The organism is Micromonospora sp. HUAS YX12 (assembly GCF_040215685.1).
Classification (GTDB): domain Bacteria; phylum Actinomycetota; class Actinomycetes; order Mycobacteriales; family Micromonosporaceae; genus Micromonospora; species Micromonospora tulbaghiae.
Genome location: NZ_CP157974.1, coordinates 1,396,782 through 1,412,406, shown reverse-complemented (window position 1 = coordinate 1,412,406; position 15,625 = coordinate 1,396,782). Strand labels below are relative to the sequence as shown.

The following is a 15,625-nucleotide window of genomic DNA, read 5'->3' as shown; positions in this document are numbered from 1 at the left end:
GTCAGAGCGGGCGAAAGCAGAACGCCGACCGGCGTCTCCGCTGATCGGCGTTCCTGTAGCCCGGCGAAAGGCTATGTGGCCAGGGGCGGGGTCGAACCGCCGACCTTCCGATTTTCAGTCGGACGCTCGTACCAACTGAGCTACCTGGCCGTGGTGCTCGGCACATGCTACCGCACGGGCCGATACGCAGAACGCCGCGCATCGAGCTGCGCGGCGTCAGCGCTTGCGGTCCTGACGGGACTTGAACCCGCGACCTCCGCCTTGACAGGGCGGCGAGCACTCCAACTGCTCCACAGGACCTGGCTGGTGTTGCATCCGGCGTGAACCGGACCGTGCCCCCAACGGGATTCGAACCCGTGCTACCGCCTTGAAAGGGCGGCGTCCTGGGCCGCTAGACGATGAGGGCGGCCCCGCCATCATTGCACACTCGCAACTTCAAGCGGACTTGCTCCCATCCGGCCCCGCCGGAGGCAGGAGAAGCATATGCCATGCCCGCGCGGACGACCAAACCGGTATGGGCACGACCGTGGAGCCGGGCAGAACCGCAGGTCAGCGCGGTAGGGCGATGCCGAACCGCCGCTTCAGGTCCGGAATCAGGTGCCGGCACGCAGCCATCGTCTGGGCCCGGTCGCCGCCCGCGTCGTGCATCAGCACGACCGAGCCGTGCCGGGTGGCGCCCTTCACCCGCTTGATGATCGTCTTCGCCGGGGGGTGGTCCCAGTCCTGCGGGTCCACGCTCCAGTGCAGCGGGCGCAGGCCCATCTGCTTGGCGACCGTGACCTCCTCGGCCGTCCAGCGGCCGCCGGGCTGGCGGAACCAGGTGATCGGTGCCTTGGGCGCGGCGGCGTGAATGGCCTCGTTCGTCCGTTCCAGGTCGGATCGGATCTCGGCGGCCGAGCGCCGGCCCAGGTTCACGTCGTGGTGCCAGCTGTGATTGCAGAGCTGGTGTCCCTCGCGCACGATCCGGGCCACCAGCTCCGGGTAGCGCTTGGCCTGCTTGCCGACGACGCAGAAGGTGGCCTTCACGCGGGCCGCCCGGAGCTGGGCCAGGATCTGCGGGGTGTAGCGGGGATCCGGCCCGTCGTCGAAGGTGAGCGCCACCCCGTTGCTCCCGCTCGCCCGGTGCAGGCCCGCCGGCAGCTTCCTCGGCAGCGGGCGCAGCTTCGGCTTCGCGGGGGTGGTGTGGGTCGGTGAGGGCTTCGTCACCGGCGTCGGTGACGGCGACGCCGAGGCCGACGGCGGTGCGGCGGCCTTCTCGGCTGACTTGCCGGCTCCGCCGCAGCCGGTGACGAGGAGCACCAGGCCCAGGGCGAGCGCCGACAGGGCGCGTGGACGCATTCGTCGCTCCCGGAGGGGTCGGGGTCAGACGGACTTTCCGACCGTAGTGGACGCCGACCCGGAACGGGAGAGGGGCTCAGCTCGTCGTCGACTGGTCCAGCGAGTCGCGTACCGCCACGGCCAGCGACAACGCCTCGGCCAGGTCCACCGGCCGGACCACCCCGGCCGGCAGCGAGTCGGCCCGCCAGCCGGGCCCGGCGGCGAGCACCAGCAGCGGCCGGCGCGGCACCGCCAGCAGCGCGGTGAGCTGGCACGGGTCGGCCGTCGCGCGGATGTGCGACCAGAGCACCACCGCCGCCGGACCGGTCCGGTTGACGGCCTCGACCAGGGCGGGCACCGGTACGCGGGCGCCGAGCATGCGATAGCTCACACCGGCCTCGGCCAGCGCGGCGGCGAGCGCCTCCAGTGGCAGCGAGTGCTGCTCCTCGTCGGCGCAGGAGAGCAGGATCCGGGGCGGACCGGTGGTCGGGTGGGCCCGCGCCACGATGGCGAACGCCTCGGAGACGCACCGGGACATGAGGTGTTCCACCTCGATCAGCCCGGAGGTGGCGGCGTGCCGTTCCCCGATGCCGGCGAGCACCGGCCGCAGCAGCCTCTCCCAGGTCACCACCACCCCGTCGGTGGCCAGCGCGTCGGCGATGGTCCGGCCGATGGTCACCGAGTCGAGTCGCATGGCGGCACGGGCCAGCCCGCGCGCCGCAGGACCGGCCCGGCCGACCGGGATGGTGGTGCCGCCGCCGTCGCGTACCGTCGAGGCCCTTGCCTTGAGGCCGAGCCGCTCCGGAGGCAGCTCGGGCGGCGCCTGCCGGGCCCAGCGGGCGGCCTCGGCGGGCGCGACCCCCTCGGCGGTCAGCCGGCGCATGATCTCCAGCCGGGCGAGGTCGGCCGGCGTGTAGCGCCGGTGGTGGCCCGGCACGTGCTCGCTGGGGCCGAGGCCGTAGCGCTGGTGCCAGGTACGCAGCGTGGTGACCGCCACGCCCAGTCGGCGTGCGACGGCCCCCGCGCTCAGCGCCTCATCGGCCACCCGACCGCTCCGGTGCCTCGGTGGCCGGTACGCCCGGCCGGGACGCGTCGGTCGGGTGCAGCAGCCGGTTGACCACTCCGCCCAGCCACGGGGCGTACTCGCGGGGGTGGGCGTCCAGGTCGGCGACCACCGCGCCGGGGTCGACCCAGCGCAGGTCGGCCACCTCGTCCGGGTCGGGCCGCGTGACCAGGTCGGCGGGTACGTCGGCGCGCAGCACGTGGTCGTACTCGAACTCGACGCGTCCGGTCGCCGGATCTTCGGCGTAGTAGAGGTAGACGCCGATCTCGGTGAGGTCGACCGGGTCGACGCCGAGTTCCTCGGCGAGCCGCCGGTTGGCGGCCTCGGCCAGCGACTGGCCGGGCAGCGGGTGCCCGCAGCAGGAGTTCGCCCAGCGCAGCGGGAACCGCGTCTTGACCGCGGCCCGCTGCTGCAACAGCACCCGCCCCTCGGGGTCGACGAGGAGCACCGAGAAGGCGCGGTGCAGCCGCCCGGGTGGCTGGTGGGCGGTCGCCACGGTGGTCTCGCCGACCACTCGGCCGTCGTCGTCGACCAGCTCGACCAGGTGGGTCTCCCGCTCGCTCACGACATCGCCCCGGTGACCCGGGCCGCGGCGATCTTGCCGCTGATCAGCACCATCGGCACGCCGACACCGGGCTGCGTGCCGGAGCCGACGAACACCACGTTCTCCAGCGTCCGGTGCAGGTTGGAGGGGCGGAACGGGCCGGTCTGGAAGAGGCTGTGCGAGGCGGCGAACGGGGTGCCGGCGGCCATGCCCTGCGCGGCCCAGTCGGCCGGGGTGACCGCCCGCATCACCTCGATGCCGTCGCCGAAGCCGACGTAGCCGCGCTCCTCCAGCGTGCTCACGAGCTGGTCGGCGTACCGCTGGGTCAGGTCGCCCGACCAGTCGAACGGCGCCCGCTCCAGGTTCGGCACCGGGGCCAGCACGTAGTAGGTGTGCTTCCCGGCCGGCGCCACCGACGGGTCGGTGCGGCTCGGGTTCGTCACCAGCAGCGACGGGTCGGTCATCAGCTCGCCTCGCCGGATCACCTCGTCGAACGTCCCCTTCCAGGAACGCCCGAAGTGGATGTTGTGGTGGGCGATCTTGCCATAGCTCTGCGTCGAACCGATGTGCAGCACCACGCAGGACGGCGAGTAGGTGAGCTTGCGCCGGCGGCTGGGCGGCAGCAGATCCTCGTAGGCGACCGGCAGGTCCGGGTTGAGCACCACCGTGTCGGCGGGGATGAAGTCGCCGTCCGCGGTGACGACGCCGGTGGCGCGGCCGTTGGCGGTCTCCACCCTTGTCACCGTCGTGCCGTACCGGATCTGCACGCCGTGCTTCTCCGCCGCGCCGGCCATGCCGCGGGAGACCGCGTGGATGCCGCCGCGCGGGAAGCAAACCCCGGCCACCGAGTCGAGGTACGCGATGACCGCGTAGATCGCCAGCGCGTCGTGCGGCGACAGGCCCGCGTACATGGCCTGGAAGGAGAAGACCCGCTGGGTACGCGGGTCGCGGAAGAACTGGTTGATCTTCGTCTGGAGCCGCCGGAAGGCGCCGTTGGCGAACAGCTTCAGCAGGTTGCCGGTGAGCAGGTCGGTCGGCGCGTCGAGGTTGCGCTCGATGAAGTCGGCCCGCTCCCACTGCCACAGGTTGCGGGCGTAGTCGACGAAACGCAGGTAGCCGTCGGCCTCCCGGGGGCCGCAGACGCGGGCGACCTCGGCGGCCATCCGGGTGGTGTCGGTGATGACGTCGAGCGTCGACCCGTCCGGGTAGTAGGCGCGGTACGCCGGGTCGAGCGGGCTCAGGTCGAGCCAGTCGGTCAGCTCCTCGCCCACCGCGCCGAGCGCCTCGGCGATCAGGTCGGGCATGGTGAGGACGGTCGGACCGCTGTCGAACTCGTACCCGTCGACGCTGAGCCGCCCGGCGCGACCGCCCGGCACCGGCTCGCGTTCCAGCACTGTCACCTGCCGGCCGCTGCCGGCCAGGTGCAGCGCGCAGGCCAGCCCACCCAGCCCGGCGCCGACCACGACCACCCGGTCGGTCCGTCCCTTGACGGTACGCATTCCGGCCCCCTTGCTCACGAAGTTGCTCATCATGCCCGCCGCGCCGTGGCGGCGGTGGCGAGGCCGGTCAGCGCGGTGCGCGCGGTCTCGTCGATCGGTGCGGTGCCGAGCGCGGCGAGCGCCTCGGTCACCCGGTCGGAGATCATCCGCTCCACCCGGGCCGTGGCCCCGGTGTCCCGGACCACGTCGGCCAGCCGGTCCACCTCGTCCGCCGAGGTGACCGAGCCGGCCCGCTCCAGGGCGCGGCGCTGCGCCGGGCCGGCGAGCTGCCGGGCCAGCATCAGCAGCGCTGTCGGCTTGCCGGTCCGCAGGTCGTCCCCGGCCGGCTTCCCGGTGGTCTCCGGGTCGCCGTAGACGCCCAGCAGGTCGTCGCGGAGCTGGAACGCCTCGCCGACGGCCAGGCCGTAGCGGGTGTACGCGGCGATGAGCGGGTCGTCCGCGTCGGCGCCGGCCAGGCAGGCGCCGAACAGGAGCGGACGCTGGACGGTGTAGCTGGCGGTCTTGTACCGGGCCACCCGCAGCGCCCGGTCGACGGTCCAGCTCGCCGAGTCGTTCTCGCCGAGCACGTCCAGGAATTGCCCGGCGACCGTCTCCACCCGCATCTGGTCGTAGCAGCGGCGCACGTCGAGCAGCCGGTCCGCCGGGATCGCCGCGTGTGCCATGAGCCGGTCGGCCCACACCATGCAGAGGTCGCCGATGAGGACGGCGACGGCTTCGCCGTACCGGTCGGGGTCGCCGCTGTGTCCGGCGGCCCGGTGCCGGGCGGCGGCGGCCCGGTGCGCGGTCGGCAGCCCTCGGCGGGTGTCGGAGGCGTCCATCACGTCGTCGTGCACCAGCGCGAACGTGTGCAGCAGTTCGAGGGCGGACAGGGCCGGGAGCACCGAGCACAGCGGTTCCTCCCCACCGACCACACCCCGCCAGCCCCAGTACGCGAACGTGGGGCGGACCCGTTTGCCGCCGGCCAGCACGCAGTCGCGCGCCGTCGCGGCGAAACCACCCATCGCTGCGTCGATCTCGGTGAGCGATTCGACCTCCGCGGCCAGGAACGCCGCGAGCGTCTCATCGACCCCTTTGATCAGGTCTTTCGTGAACGCGGCCAGTACGCCGCGGACCGGATCGTCCGTCGCCCCGGGCTGAGCCGGCGCGACGCGGAGCGCATTACCCGCAACTGCGTCGTTGGCCATGTGGGCGAGCGTACCCTAGGGTTACGAGTTGCGTCGATTGCTGCGTCGAAACCGAGGAGGGTCGATGGACGCGGATCTGACCGCCGCCTATGACCGTTGCCGCGAGCTGCACCGGCGTCACGGCCGTACCTACTATCTCGCCACCCGGCTGCTTCCCGCGTGGAAACGGCGACATGTACACGCCTTGTACGGCTTCACCCGGTACGCGGACGAGATCGTCGACCGCACCGAGGACCTGCCGCCGGCCGAGCGCGCCGCCCGGCTGCGCGAGTGGTCGGATCGATTCGTCGCCGGGCTGCACGGTGCGTCGGTCGACGACCCGCTGCTGCCGGCGGTGCTGCACACCATCGCCGTGTTCGACCTGGACCGCGACGACTTCGCGTCGTTCCTGCGCAGCATGGCGATGGACCTGACGGTCATGTCGTACGCGACCTACGACGACCTGCTCGACTACATGGAGGGCTCGGCCGCGGTCATCGGCACCATGATGCTGCCGATCCTCGGCAGCTCCGACCCGGCCGCCGCCCGCGAGCCCGCCCGCCAGCTCGGCTTCGCGTTCCAGCTCACCAACTTCATCCGGGACGTCGCCGAGGACCTCGACCGGGGCCGGACCTACCTGCCCGACGAGGACATGGCCAAGTTCGACCTCACCCGCGACGACCTGCTCGCCGCCAAGGCCGCCGGCCGCACCACGCCGCGCGTCCGCGAGCTGATCGAGTACGAGGTGACCCGAGCCCAGGCCCACTACGTCGCCGCCGCACCGGGCATCCCGCTGCTCGACCCGGCCTCGCAGGCGTGCATGCGCACCGCGTACGTGCTCTACGGCGGCATCCTCGACGAGGTGGCCGCGCAGGACTACGACGTCTTCGTCCGCCGTGCCCTGGTGCCGCAGCGGCGCCGGATGGCGGTCGCGGCGCGGGCGCTGCTCACCCCGCCCGGCACGCCGGTGCGGGTGCCCGGCCCGGCCCTGGAACCGGCCCTGGCCGGATGACCGGCCGGACGGCGGTGGTGCTGTTCACCCGTGACCTGCGGGTGCACGACCACCCGGCGCTCGCCGCGGCCTGCTCCGCGTTCGACCGGGTGGTCCCGCTCTACGTGCTCGACCCGGCGTTGCGGAAGCTCTCGCCGAACCGCACCCGCTTCCTGCACCAGAGCCTGGCCGACCTGCGCGAGGCGCTGCGCAAGCGCGGCGGCGACCTCGTGATCAGGCGCGGCGACCCGGTGGCCGAGACGGTCGAGCTGGCCCGGAAGGTGGGTGCGGAGGGCATCGGGCTCTCCGCCGACGTGAGCCGCTACGCGCACCGCCGGGAACGCCGCCTGCGCGCCGAGTGCGACCGGCACCGGATGTTCCTGCGCGTGTTCCCCGGCCTGACCATCGTCGAGCCCGGTGCGCTGCGCCCCGGTGGCGGCGACCACTACCGCGTCTTCAGCCCCTACTTCCGGGCCTGGCAGGGCGTGCGGTGGCGGGACGAGCTGGCCGCGCCGAAGCGGGTCCGGCTGCCCGAAGACGTCGACCCGGGCCGGCTGCCGGACCCGCCGAAGGGCGACAGCCCGGATGCCGCCGCCGGCGGGGAGACCGTCGCCAGGCGCCGGCTCACCGCCTGGCTGCCGACCCTCGACAGGTACGACGACATCCACGACGACATGGCCGGCAACGAGACCTCGCGGCTCAGCCCGTACCTGCGCTTCGGGTGCGTGTCGCCGCTGGCGGTGGCGAACCGGGCGGGTGACCGGGACGGGCCCTTCGTCAGGCAGCTCTGCTGGCGCGACTTCTACCACCAGGTGGTCGCCGGTTTCCCCGACCTGTCGGCGGTCGCCTACCGGCGTGGCGCGCGTGAGGACTGGCGCGACGACCCGAAGGCGCTGGCCGCCTGGGCCGAGGGACGGACCGGCATGCCGATCGTGGACGCGGGCATGCGCCAGTTGCGCGCCGAGGGCTGGATGCACAACCGGGCCCGCCTGATCACCGCCGGCTACCTGACCAAGCACCTCGGGCTGGACTGGCGGCCCGGCCTGGAGGTCTTCTTCCGGTGGCTGCTCGACGGCGACCGGGTCAACAACTCGGGCAACTGGCAGTGGGTGGCCGGCACCGGCAACGACACCCGGCCGTACCGGGGCTTCAACCCGGTACGGCAGGCCGAGCGTTACGACCCCGACGGCACGTACGTTCGGCGCTGGGTGCCCGAGCTGGAGTCGGTGACGGGCAAGGCGGTCCACCAGCCGTGGCGGCTGCCCGACGAGGTACGCAGCACACTCGACTACCCGCCGCCGCTCGATGTGCCCGGCACCGACCCGGTCTGGTTGCGCTGACGCGGGCGACGGGCGGGCGTCACCGCCGGTGACGTCAGGTCAGAGGCAGGAGTGCAACGCCTCGACCAGATCCTCCACCCGGTCGTGGTCGGCCAGCCGGGCGGTCGCGTACGCGAAGGTGTAGCCGCGGCCGGGGTCGGCCCAGGCGCTGCTGCCGCCGATCCCACCCATGCCCCAGCTGCCGTCCGGCTCCCACTGCATGCCCAGCGTCCAGTGCGCCGTCCGGTCCAGCACCAGGTCCGGGCCGGCGTACTGCACCCGGGTCGCCTCGGCGACCAGGCCTGGGCTGAACAGGCGTACCCCGTCGAGCGTGCCGCCGGCCAGCAGCCCGGCGTAGAGCCGGGCCAGCGCCGACGCGGTGGCGTGCAGGTTCACCGCCGGGATCTCGGCGGCCCGCCAGCGGTCGCCGTTCACCACGGCGACGTCCCGCCCGCCCGGCGGGTTGTCCAGCGCGCGGGCGCGCAGCGAGCCCGGCTCGTCGCGGACCAGGTCCGGCCAGCCGGGGTCGCCGTAGGACAGGTCGGCGCAGCGCCGCCGGTCCGCCGGTCCCAGGCCGAAAGCCAGGTCCAGCCGCCACGGACCAGCGATCTCCTCGGCCAGGAAACGGCCCACCGACCGCCCGTCGACCCGGCGGACCACCTCACCCACCAGGTGCCCGTACGTCCAGGCGTGCTCGCCCGCGACGGCGCCCGGCGTCCACTCGGGCTCGGCGGCGGCCAGGTCGGCGCAGAGCAGGTCCCAGTCGGTGATCGCGGCGGCGGGCCGGGGCACCGGGAAGGCGGGCAGCCCGGCGGTGTGGGCGAGCACCTGCCGCACGGTCGCCGGGGTGCGGAACCCCGGCCAGTACGCGGCCACCGGCGCGTCCAGATCCACCTGGCCCCGGTCGACCAGCAGCAGCAGGCAGAGCGCCACCACCGGCTTGCCCACCGAGTAGACGTCGACGAGCGTGTCCGGCCGCCACGGACGGTCCGCGCCGACGGCCGGCACCACCACGCCCGGCGGGACCGCCGCCGAGGTGCCGCCCACCAGCTCGATCACCGGTACGCCGTCGTGCCACACCGTCAGCGCGGCGCCGGTCTCCCGGCCGGCGGCGAAGAGGTCGTGGAAGCAGTCCCGGACCGGGGCGAAGCGCGCGTGCATGCGGTCACGGTAGGCGGTCACGTTCGTTACCGGCGCGGCAATTCCGGGCCGGTGCGGTGGCCGGTGTCCCGAAGGTGCGGAATGCTTGCGGGATGGCGGAGCCGGAACTGGTGGACGTAGTAGTGGTCGGGCTCGGCGTCGGCGGCGAGGAGGTGGCCGGGCGGCTCGCCGAGGCCGGCCTCACCGTGGTCGGCATCGAACGGAACCTGGTCGGTGGCGAGTGCCCCTACTGGGGGTGCGTGCCGAGCAAGATGATGATCCGGGCGGCGAACGCGCTGGCCGAGGCGCACCGGGTCAACGAGCTGGCCGGGTCCGCCCAGGTGCAGCCCGACTGGGCGCCGGTGGCGAAGCGGATCCGGGCCGAGGCCACCGACACCTGGGACGACAAGGTGGCGGTGGACCGGTTCACCGGCAAGGGCGGCCGGTTCGTCCGGGGCAGCGGACGGCTCGACGGCCCGAACCGCGTACGCGTCGGCGACCAGGTGTTCCAGGCCCGCTACGGCGTGGTCCTCGGGACCGGCACCCGGCCCTCGGTCCCGCCGATCGACGGGCTCGCCGACACGCCGTACTGGACCAACCACCAGGCCATCGAGGTGGAGGAACTGCCCGCCTCGCTGCTGGTGCTCGGCGGCGGCGCGATCGGGCTGGAACTCGCCCAGGTCTTCGCCCGGTTCGGCGTCCGGGTGACGGTGATCGAGGCGGCCGACCGGGTGCTCGCCGTCGAGGAGCCGGAGGCGTCCGCGCTCGCCGCCGACGCGCTGCGCGCCGACGGGGTGGAGATCCACACCGGGGTCCAGGCCGGCCGGGTCGGCCACGACGGCGACGCGTTCACCGTGCACGCCGACGGCGCCGAGTTCACCGGCGAGAAGCTGCTCGTGGTGACCGGCCGTAAGGCGCACCTGGAGGAGCTGGGCCTGGACACCGTCGGGGTGGACACCGGGCAGCGCTACCTGCCGGTGAACGACCGGATGCACGTCACCGACGGGATCTGGGCGGTCGGCGACCTCACCGGCGAGGGCGCGTTCACCCACATCGCCATGTACCAGGCCGGCATCGTGGTGGCGGACGTGCTCGACCACATCCGGCGCACCAAGGGAGGCCCGGACGCCAGCGGCACCGCGAGTGTGGTCGGCGGCGCGATGAGCGCGGGCGGGTCGACTGTCGCGCCGGGCAGCTTCCCGGTCGCCGACTACCGGGCGCTGCCCCGGGTCACGTTCACCGATCCCGAGGTCGGGGCCGTCGGCCTCACCGAGCACCAGGCCCGCGAGCGCGGCGTCAACGTCCAGGTCGGATACGCCGACCTCACCTCGTCGGCCCGGGGCTGGATCCACAAGACCGGCAACGCCGGGTTCATCAAGCTGATCGCCGACGCCGACCAGGGCGTCCTCGTCGGCGCCACCTCGGCCGGACCGGCCGGCGGCGAGGTGCTCTCCGCGCTCGTCGTGGCGGTGCACGCCGCAGTGCCGATCAGCCGGCTCCGGCACATGATCTACGCGTACCCGACGTTCCACAGGGCCATCGAGGACGCGCTGCGCGCGCTGAAGTGACGCCTCAGCCGGCCGGCGCGCCGTGCCGGCCGGCCCCGTCGGCGAACCGGCCGGCGCCGCGTACCCCGTCCACCGCCAGCGACTCCAGGCCGTGGGCCAGCTCGGCCGCCATCGCCTCCGGCTCGGGCAGCCCCGCGCCGTCCAGCACCGCCGCCCGGTCGTTGCGCAGGCACGTCTGCGGGGACCGGGCGATTCCGACGGCCAGCTCCTCGGCCGCCGCGCGGGCCTCACCCGGCGCGACCAGCCGGTTGACCAGGCCCATCGCGTACGCCTCGTCGGCGCGCACCGGGCGGCCGGTGAGGATCAGGTCCATCGCGCGGCTCTCGCCGATCAGCCGGGGCAGCCGGACCGTCCCGCCGTCGATCAGCGGTACGCCCCAGCGTCGGCAGAACACGCCGAGCGTCGCGTCCGACTCGGCCACCCGCAGGTCGCACCAGAGCGCCAGTTCCAGCCCGCCCGCCACCGCGTACCCGGAGATCGCGGCGATCACCGGCTTGGACAGCCGCATCCGGGTGGGGCCCATCGGCCCGTCGCCGTCGGGCTCGACGCGGTTGCCGCGCGGTGTGCCGACGGCCTTGAGGTCGGCGCCGGAGCAGAACGTGCCGCCCGCTCCCCAGAGCACGGCGACCGCCGCGTCCGGGTCGGCGTCGAACGCGCGGAACGCGTCGGCCAGGGCTCGTGCGGTGGGCCCGTCCACGGCGTTACGGGCCTCGGGCCGGTCCAGGATCACAGTGGTCACGGCACCGGCGTGCTCGACGCGTACCCCCATGGGCTCAGCATGCCCGCGACGGCGCCGTCGTGGCTACGGCCTATTTGATCGTGCCGGGCCGGGTCAGCCAGCGCATCGGCTGGCCGGTGACGGCGCCGACCTGGTCGAAGTCCCGGTCGTAGTGCAGCAGCGAGAGCCCGTGGTGCTCGGCGGTGGCGGCGATGAGCAGGTCGACCGCGCCCGCCGATCGGTGCGTCCCCCGCGCGGTCAGCTCGCCCTGGATCTCGGCGGCGCGCTCGTAGATCCGGTCCGGCATCACCACCCAGCCGAAGGCGGCCCGGAGCTGCTCCGCCAGGCGCGTCCGGTCGGCGACGGACCGGGCGGTGTAGAGGAATTCCAGCTCGACCAGGGGGCACACGGCGAGCAGGCCCGCCGTCACCTGCTGGTCCCAGCGCGCCAGCACGTCGGGATCACGCAGGAGCCGGACGAGGGCGCTGGTGTCGATCAGGTAGTCGGCCATCTTCACGAGCGGTAGGCGCCCTTGTCGAGCAGTTCGTCGAAGTCGCCGGCCTGCCCGCGCTCGGCCAGTTCCGCCAGCGCCCGGGCGCGGCGCAGTCTCGCCGCGCCCTCGCGGAGAGCGACGTTCACCGTGTCCTTCTTGGTCTTCGTGCCGAATGCCTCGGCGGCATCCGCCAGCGCCTCGTCGTCGACATCCACCAGGATCTTGGTCATCGCGGCTCCCTATATACGGCCAGCCGCTTGAGTATATCCAGTGGGGGTTCCGTGCGAGGGAATTCCCGGGCGTCCGGTTTGGGGGCTCTCCTGCCGGGAAGTCGGACCGGGTGCGCGAACTACTGACGAAGATCGAACAGGCCACCGGTCTCGACCGGGTGGGTGACCGGTTGCAGCGCGCCGTCCAGGGCACGCTGCGCTCGCAGCGGGTACGCGACGCCCTGCACGGGGTGTGGCTCGGCCATCCGCTGCACCCCGCGATGGTGCAGGTGCCGGTCGGCGCCTGGATCTCCGCCGCCGTGGTGGACCTGCTGCCCGGCCAGCGCCGGGCCGCCACCGCCCTGGTGGGTCTCGGTACGGTCAGCGCGCTGCCCGCGGCGGTCGCCGGGCTCAACGACTGGGCCACGCTCTCCCGCGACCAGCGCCGGGTCGGGCTGGTGCACGCCGCCGCCAACACGGTCGGTCTGGCGTTGTTCGCCGGCTCGCTGGCGGCCCGGCTCAACGGGCGGCACGGCCTCGGCCGGACGCTGTCCTACCTGGGGCTGTCCGCCGCGAGCGGCGGGGCGTACCTGGGTGGGCACCTGGCGTACAAGCAGGGCGCCCAGGCCAGCCAGAGCGTCTCCGAGCTGCACCTGATCAGCGACGGCTGGCACCGGGTCGGCGACCTGAGCAGCCTGCCCCGGCACGAACTGGTCACCAAGAAGATCGACGACGTCTCGGTGATCCTCTACCGGGACGGCGACGACGTCAGCGTGATGCTGGAGCGCTGCCCGCACCAGAGCGGCCCGCTCGGCGAGGGCACGGTGGAGCAGATCGACGGCCATGCCTGCGTGGTCTGCCCCTGGCATGGCAGCGCGTTCCGGCTCGACGGCGGCGAGGTGGTGCACGGCCCGGCCGCGAACGACCAGATCGTGCTGCCCAGCCGCGTGGTGTCCGGCCGGGTCGAGGCCCGGCTGCCCTGAGTCAGTCCCGCCGGTGCCGTCCGCTCGACAGCGCGCGGGCGGGCACCGGCCGCTTGCGCAACCCGAGCAGCGCGCCGATCTGCGCGCCCACGATGCTCGCCACGGCCAGCACCGCCGAGATGGCGAGCGGACGGTTGATCCCCTCCTCGGCGGTGGCCCGGGACGCGCCCGCCGACATGGCCGGCGGCTGACCGGCAGGCGCCTCCACGGTGGGCGTCGCGTCGCGCGGCGTGGGCTTGGGCTTCGCCTTCGGGGTGGTCGAGGAGGCGCCGCCGCCACCGGGCTTGACCGGTGCCGTCTGGGCCGGCTTGGTGACCACGACCCGTCCGGTGGCGTGCCGCCGGGCACCCGAATCCGTCGCGCCCTCCGGCAGCGTGATGAGCTGACCCGGGCGGATCCGGTCCGGGTCGGCGAGCCGGTTGAGCCGGGCCAGTTCCTTGTATCTGTCGAAGTCGTCCAGGTAGCGGTCGGCCACCTCGCCCAGGTAGTCGCCCTTGGCGACCCGGTATACAGCCGGTTCGCTCGTCTCCGCCGCCACCGGGGCCGACGGCGCGACCTGGCTCGGGGCGGTGACGGCGGAAGCCGCGACGACCGGTTGCGGGGCGGTCAGCGCGGCGGCGCTCGCCGCGGCCGGGCTCGCGACCAGGATCAGCGCGACCGAACCGACGAGCGCGGCGGCCGCCTTCTGCTGGCGGTGCATGCCGGGCAGCTTCGGCGCCGGTCGGCGTACCGCCGCCGCGAGCAGTTCCACCAGCACGGAGAACGCGAACGTGGCCCAGCCGAACCAGCCCACCACCGCCAGCGCCCGCAGGAACAGCCGGCCGTCGTCGCGGCTGGTCAACGCCGTACCGACCTCGGCCAGCGTGGGCAGATGGTCCGGCAGCGGGTTGCCGGCGAACGCCAGCAACGCGACCGGCCCGCCGGCCAGCACCCCGACGAGCACGACGAGGGCGCCGAGCCCGGTGAGGACCTGGCCGGCGCGGCGGACAGGGGAGCGTCGGGCTGCACGCATGGCGGCCTTCCTTCCTACGGTGGGCCGGTGAGCGCCCGAGCGGTGGCCTCACCGGTGACGATGGCGGTCTTCTGTGCGCCGAACAGACTCAGCAGATCCCGGCTGTAGGTGATCTGCACGCTCACCCGGATCTGGGTCTCGGCGCCGACCACGGGGAAGTCGACCTCGTGGTCCTGGACGCCGCCCGCGGCGCCGAGGTAGGCGGCGACTGCGGCTCGGGCGGCGACCTGGTCGATCTGCTTCGGGCCGCCCTCGATGGCCTGCGCGCGGTCGATCATCTGACCGCCGGCGCGGGCCGCCTCGGCGGCCAGGTTGTCCGCGCGCTGGAGCGTGCGCAGTTGACCGGCGCCGTCGTAGGCGAGGCCGATGATCGCGAGTACGCCGGTCATCGCCACGGCCAGGAAGAGGCTCACCCGGCCGTTCTCCGCCTCGCGCCGCCCGGTCATCCGCGACTCCGGTAGGTGTCCAGCGGCGAGGTGAATCTCGCCGAGACGGTCTTGCCACCCGGCACGCCGGGCAGGCCGGGCGCGCTCAGGTCGTCGAAGGAGACGGTGCAGGTCACCGTGACCGTCACGGTCGCCGGCACGCCTGCGGCGCTTGCGTACGCGGCGGCGAAGCTCGTCGTCGTCCCGGCCACCGAGCCCGCGAGATCGATCTGGGGTGGGCCGGTGCAGTTCAGCACCGCCCAGCCGAGCTGGTCCTGGGCCGCCTCCTCGGCGGCCTCCGCACCGTCGTCGGCGTTGCGGGCGAGCGAGGCGGCCCGGGCGGCGTCGTGGGCGGCCGACTCCACCGCCTCGTCCGCGACCGCGGTCCGCCCGGCCACGCCGGCCAGCACCATCAGCCCGATGAAGGCGGGCGCGAGCACCGCCACCTCGATCGAGACGGAACCCCGGTCCCGCCGCGGCCCGGCGCTCATCCGGTGGTCCAGCGTTCGGCCGGGCCGTGCGCGGTCTGCGTGACCTCGAACGAGACGCCCGGGATGACCGACAGGGAGCGTCCCTGCACCGTGCAGGTGACAGCGGTGGCGGTCTCGACGCAGGCCGGGCCGGTCTGCTCCCAGTCGACCAGCCAGTCTCCGGACTGTTGCAGGAAGCTGATCGCCCGCTGCCGTCCGGCGTCCGGCCCGGCGTCGATCGTGCGCTGCGCGTTCACGGCGGTCTGCGCCGCGTTCAGCGCGGTGGACCGGGCCACGAACCAGACGGCGACCTGGATCGAGCCGAACAGCATCACCAGGATCACCGGCATCACCACGGCCAGCTCGACCGGGTTGGCGCCCCGCTCGCCCTCGGCCAGGCGGACGCGCAGGGCAGCGGCGATCCGCCCCGGACCGGGCGGGCCGGCGGGCCGGCCGGCAGACGCCGGCCGCCTCCGGACCGTACGGGCGGGGCGGGGCATCACGGCGCCTTCGGCTGCGTGTTGTTCGGGATGGCCTCCATCCAGTTGTTCGCCTTGGCCAGGGCGAGCCCGGTGACCGCCATGGCCACCGCCACCAGGCCGAAGATGATCACCGCGGTCGGCACCGGGCTGTCGCCGCGCTCGGAGTCCCGGCGCAGCTCGGCGAGGCGAGTGCTCACCGCCACGTACAGGTAGGCGTAGAGGTGCATGG

Annotated in this window: 18 protein-coding genes and 3 tRNA genes; 4 read left to right on the top strand and 17 right to left on the bottom strand. The window is 73.8% G+C overall.

What is annotated here, in order from left to right; all coding sequences use genetic code 11:
• Positions 1–76 precede the first annotated feature (76 nt).
• From ABIH81_RS07060 to ABIH81_RS07025, 8 genes are all read right to left on the bottom strand, one after another.
• Positions 77–150 (bottom strand) — tRNA-Phe (locus ABIH81_RS07060).
• A 76-nt stretch (positions 151–226) separates the two neighbouring features.
• Positions 227–300, bottom strand: a tRNA-Asp gene (locus tag ABIH81_RS07055).
• 33 nt (positions 301–333) lie between these two features.
• Positions 334–406 (bottom strand) — tRNA-Glu (locus tag ABIH81_RS07050).
• Between the two features lie 143 nt (positions 407–549).
• A complete protein-coding gene (locus ABIH81_RS07045; RefSeq protein WP_349879566.1) occupies positions 550–1,338 on the bottom strand; it encodes a polysaccharide deacetylase family protein in 789 nt (262 codons plus the stop codon).
• 76 nt (positions 1,339–1,414) lie between these two features.
• Complete coding sequence (locus tag ABIH81_RS07040) at positions 1,415–2,362, bottom strand: MerR family transcriptional regulator (RefSeq protein WP_349879565.1); 948 nt, start codon at positions 2,360–2,362, stop codon at positions 1,415–1,417.
• Complete coding sequence (idi, locus tag ABIH81_RS07035) at positions 2,352–2,945, bottom strand: isopentenyl-diphosphate Delta-isomerase (protein WP_349879564.1); 594 nt, start codon at positions 2,943–2,945, stop codon at positions 2,352–2,354. Before idi ends, ABIH81_RS07040 begins: the two co-directional genes overlap by 11 nt.
• Complete coding sequence (gene crtI / locus ABIH81_RS07030) at positions 2,942–4,423, bottom strand: phytoene desaturase family protein (RefSeq protein ID WP_349881029.1); 1,482 nt, start codon at positions 4,421–4,423, stop codon at positions 2,942–2,944. The genes idi and crtI overlap by 4 nt, the downstream gene beginning before the upstream one ends.
• Before the next feature lie 29 nt (positions 4,424–4,452).
• A complete protein-coding gene (locus ABIH81_RS07025; protein ID WP_349879563.1) occupies positions 4,453–5,607 on the bottom strand; it encodes a polyprenyl synthetase family protein in 1,155 nt (384 codons plus the stop codon).
• Positions 5,608–5,671: 64 nt separating this feature from the next.
• Here ABIH81_RS07025 and ABIH81_RS07020 point away from each other — a divergent pair, with 64 nt between their 5' ends.
• Both ABIH81_RS07020 and ABIH81_RS07015 read left to right on the top strand, forming a co-directional pair.
• Positions 5,672–6,598, top strand: coding sequence for a phytoene/squalene synthase family protein (locus tag ABIH81_RS07020; RefSeq protein WP_349879562.1), 927 nt, complete (start codon positions 5,672–5,674; stop codon positions 6,596–6,598).
• Complete coding sequence (locus ABIH81_RS07015) at positions 6,595–7,917, top strand: deoxyribodipyrimidine photo-lyase (RefSeq protein WP_349879561.1); 1,323 nt, start codon at positions 6,595–6,597, stop codon at positions 7,915–7,917. Before ABIH81_RS07020 ends, ABIH81_RS07015 begins: the two co-directional genes overlap by 4 nt.
• 39 nt (positions 7,918–7,956) lie before the next feature.
• On the opposite strand, the gene ABIH81_RS07010 is transcribed toward ABIH81_RS07015, so the two are convergent.
• Positions 7,957–9,057, bottom strand: coding sequence for a serine hydrolase domain-containing protein (locus tag ABIH81_RS07010; protein WP_349879560.1), 1,101 nt, complete (start codon positions 9,055–9,057; stop codon positions 7,957–7,959).
• Between the two features lie 92 nt (positions 9,058–9,149).
• Here ABIH81_RS07010 and ABIH81_RS07005 point away from each other — a divergent pair, with 92 nt between their 5' ends.
• Positions 9,150–10,604 carry an FAD-dependent oxidoreductase gene (locus ABIH81_RS07005; protein WP_349879559.1) on the top strand — a complete coding sequence of 485 codons (1,455 nt, stop codon included), beginning with the start codon at positions 9,150–9,152 and terminating at the stop codon, positions 10,602–10,604.
• Positions 10,605–10,608: 4 nt separating this feature from the next.
• Here the strand turns inward: ABIH81_RS07005 and ABIH81_RS07000 are convergent, their stop codons facing one another.
• From ABIH81_RS07000 to ABIH81_RS06990, 3 genes are read right to left on the bottom strand one after another with little or no spacing between them, the layout of a single operon-like run.
• Positions 10,609–11,373 (bottom strand): crotonase/enoyl-CoA hydratase family protein, encoded by a 765-nt coding sequence (locus tag ABIH81_RS07000; RefSeq protein ID WP_349879558.1) that lies wholly within the window; start codon positions 11,371–11,373, stop codon positions 10,609–10,611.
• Between the two features lie 40 nt (positions 11,374–11,413).
• Complete coding sequence (locus ABIH81_RS06995; RefSeq protein ID WP_349879557.1) at positions 11,414–11,833, bottom strand: PIN domain nuclease; 420 nt, start codon at positions 11,831–11,833, stop codon at positions 11,414–11,416.
• 2 nt (positions 11,834–11,835) lie between these two features.
• A complete protein-coding gene (locus ABIH81_RS06990) occupies positions 11,836–12,045 on the bottom strand; it encodes a type II toxin-antitoxin system VapB family antitoxin (protein WP_030500628.1) in 210 nt (69 codons plus the stop codon).
• A 110-nt stretch (positions 12,046–12,155) separates the two neighbouring features.
• Here ABIH81_RS06990 and ABIH81_RS06985 point away from each other — a divergent pair, with 110 nt between their 5' ends.
• Positions 12,156–13,007: a Rieske 2Fe-2S domain-containing protein gene (locus ABIH81_RS06985; RefSeq protein WP_349879556.1), complete on the top strand. Its 852-nt coding sequence runs from the start codon at positions 12,156–12,158 to the stop codon at positions 13,005–13,007.
• A gap of 1 nt (position 13,008) precedes the next feature.
• Here ABIH81_RS06985 and ABIH81_RS06980 read toward each other — a convergent pair whose 3' ends face one another.
• The 5 genes from ABIH81_RS06980 to ABIH81_RS06960 are packed head-to-tail and all read right to left on the bottom strand — an operon-like array spanning position 13,009 to position 15,623.
• Complete coding sequence (locus ABIH81_RS06980) at positions 13,009–14,019, bottom strand: LysM peptidoglycan-binding domain-containing protein (protein WP_349879555.1); 1,011 nt, start codon at positions 14,017–14,019, stop codon at positions 13,009–13,011.
• Between the two features lie 14 nt (positions 14,020–14,033).
• The gene (locus ABIH81_RS06975) at positions 14,034–14,465 is read right to left on the bottom strand and encodes a pilus assembly protein TadG-related protein (protein WP_349879554.1); all 432 of its coding nucleotides are present in this window, start codon (positions 14,463–14,465) and stop codon (positions 14,034–14,036) included.
• Complete coding sequence (locus ABIH81_RS06970) at positions 14,462–14,935, bottom strand: TadE/TadG family type IV pilus assembly protein (protein WP_349879553.1); 474 nt, start codon at positions 14,933–14,935, stop codon at positions 14,462–14,464. Before ABIH81_RS06970 ends, ABIH81_RS06975 begins: the two co-directional genes overlap by 4 nt.
• Positions 14,932–15,414: a TadE family protein gene (locus tag ABIH81_RS06965; RefSeq protein WP_349879552.1), complete on the bottom strand. Its 483-nt coding sequence runs from the start codon at positions 15,412–15,414 to the stop codon at positions 14,932–14,934. The genes ABIH81_RS06970 and ABIH81_RS06965 overlap by 4 nt, the downstream gene beginning before the upstream one ends.
• Complete coding sequence (locus ABIH81_RS06960) at positions 15,414–15,623, bottom strand: hypothetical protein (RefSeq protein WP_349879551.1); 210 nt, start codon at positions 15,621–15,623, stop codon at positions 15,414–15,416. Before ABIH81_RS06960 ends, ABIH81_RS06965 begins: the two co-directional genes overlap by 1 nt.
• Between the last annotated feature and the right edge of the window lie 2 nt (positions 15,624–15,625).

What these genes read in the sequence shown, in the direction of transcription:
- ABIH81_RS07000 (WP_349879558.1), bottom strand. Translation starts at nt 11,373, where the DNA reads ATGGGGGTACGCGTCGAGCACGCCGGTGCCGTGACCACTGTGATCCTG.
- ABIH81_RS06960 (WP_349879551.1), bottom strand. Translation starts at nt 15,623, where the DNA reads ATGCACCTCTACGCCTACCTGTACGTGGCGGTGAGCACTCGCCTCGCC.
- ABIH81_RS07020 (WP_349879562.1), top strand. Translation starts at nt 5,672, where the DNA reads ATGGACGCGGATCTGACCGCCGCCTATGACCGTTGCCGCGAGCTGCAC.
- crtI (WP_349881029.1), bottom strand. Translation starts at nt 4,423, where the DNA reads ATGCGTACCGTCAAGGGACGGACCGACCGGGTGGTCGTGGTCGGCGCC.
- ABIH81_RS06990 (WP_030500628.1), bottom strand. Translation starts at nt 12,045, where the DNA reads ATGACCAAGATCCTGGTGGATGTCGACGACGAGGCGCTGGCGGATGCC.
- ABIH81_RS07005 (WP_349879559.1), top strand. Translation starts at nt 9,150, where the DNA reads ATGGCGGAGCCGGAACTGGTGGACGTAGTAGTGGTCGGGCTCGGCGTC.
- ABIH81_RS07010 (WP_349879560.1), bottom strand. Translation starts at nt 9,057, where the DNA reads ATGCACGCGCGCTTCGCCCCGGTCCGGGACTGCTTCCACGACCTCTTC.
- ABIH81_RS06975 (WP_349879554.1), bottom strand. Translation starts at nt 14,465, where the DNA reads ATGACCGGGCGGCGCGAGGCGGAGAACGGCCGGGTGAGCCTCTTCCTG.
- ABIH81_RS06980 (WP_349879555.1), bottom strand. Translation starts at nt 14,019, where the DNA reads ATGCGTGCAGCCCGACGCTCCCCTGTCCGCCGCGCCGGCCAGGTCCTC.
- ABIH81_RS07015 (WP_349879561.1), top strand. Translation starts at nt 6,595, where the DNA reads ATGACCGGCCGGACGGCGGTGGTGCTGTTCACCCGTGACCTGCGGGTG.
- ABIH81_RS06970 (WP_349879553.1), bottom strand. Translation starts at nt 14,935, where the DNA reads ATGAGCGCCGGGCCGCGGCGGGACCGGGGTTCCGTCTCGATCGAGGTG.
- ABIH81_RS07045 (WP_349879566.1), bottom strand. Translation starts at nt 1,338, where the DNA reads ATGCGTCCACGCGCCCTGTCGGCGCTCGCCCTGGGCCTGGTGCTCCTC.
- ABIH81_RS06995 (WP_349879557.1), bottom strand. Translation starts at nt 11,833, where the DNA reads ATGGCCGACTACCTGATCGACACCAGCGCCCTCGTCCGGCTCCTGCGT.
- ABIH81_RS06965 (WP_349879552.1), bottom strand. Translation starts at nt 15,414, where the DNA reads ATGCCCCGCCCCGCCCGTACGGTCCGGAGGCGGCCGGCGTCTGCCGGC.
- ABIH81_RS07025 (WP_349879563.1), bottom strand. Translation starts at nt 5,607, where the DNA reads ATGGCCAACGACGCAGTTGCGGGTAATGCGCTCCGCGTCGCGCCGGCT.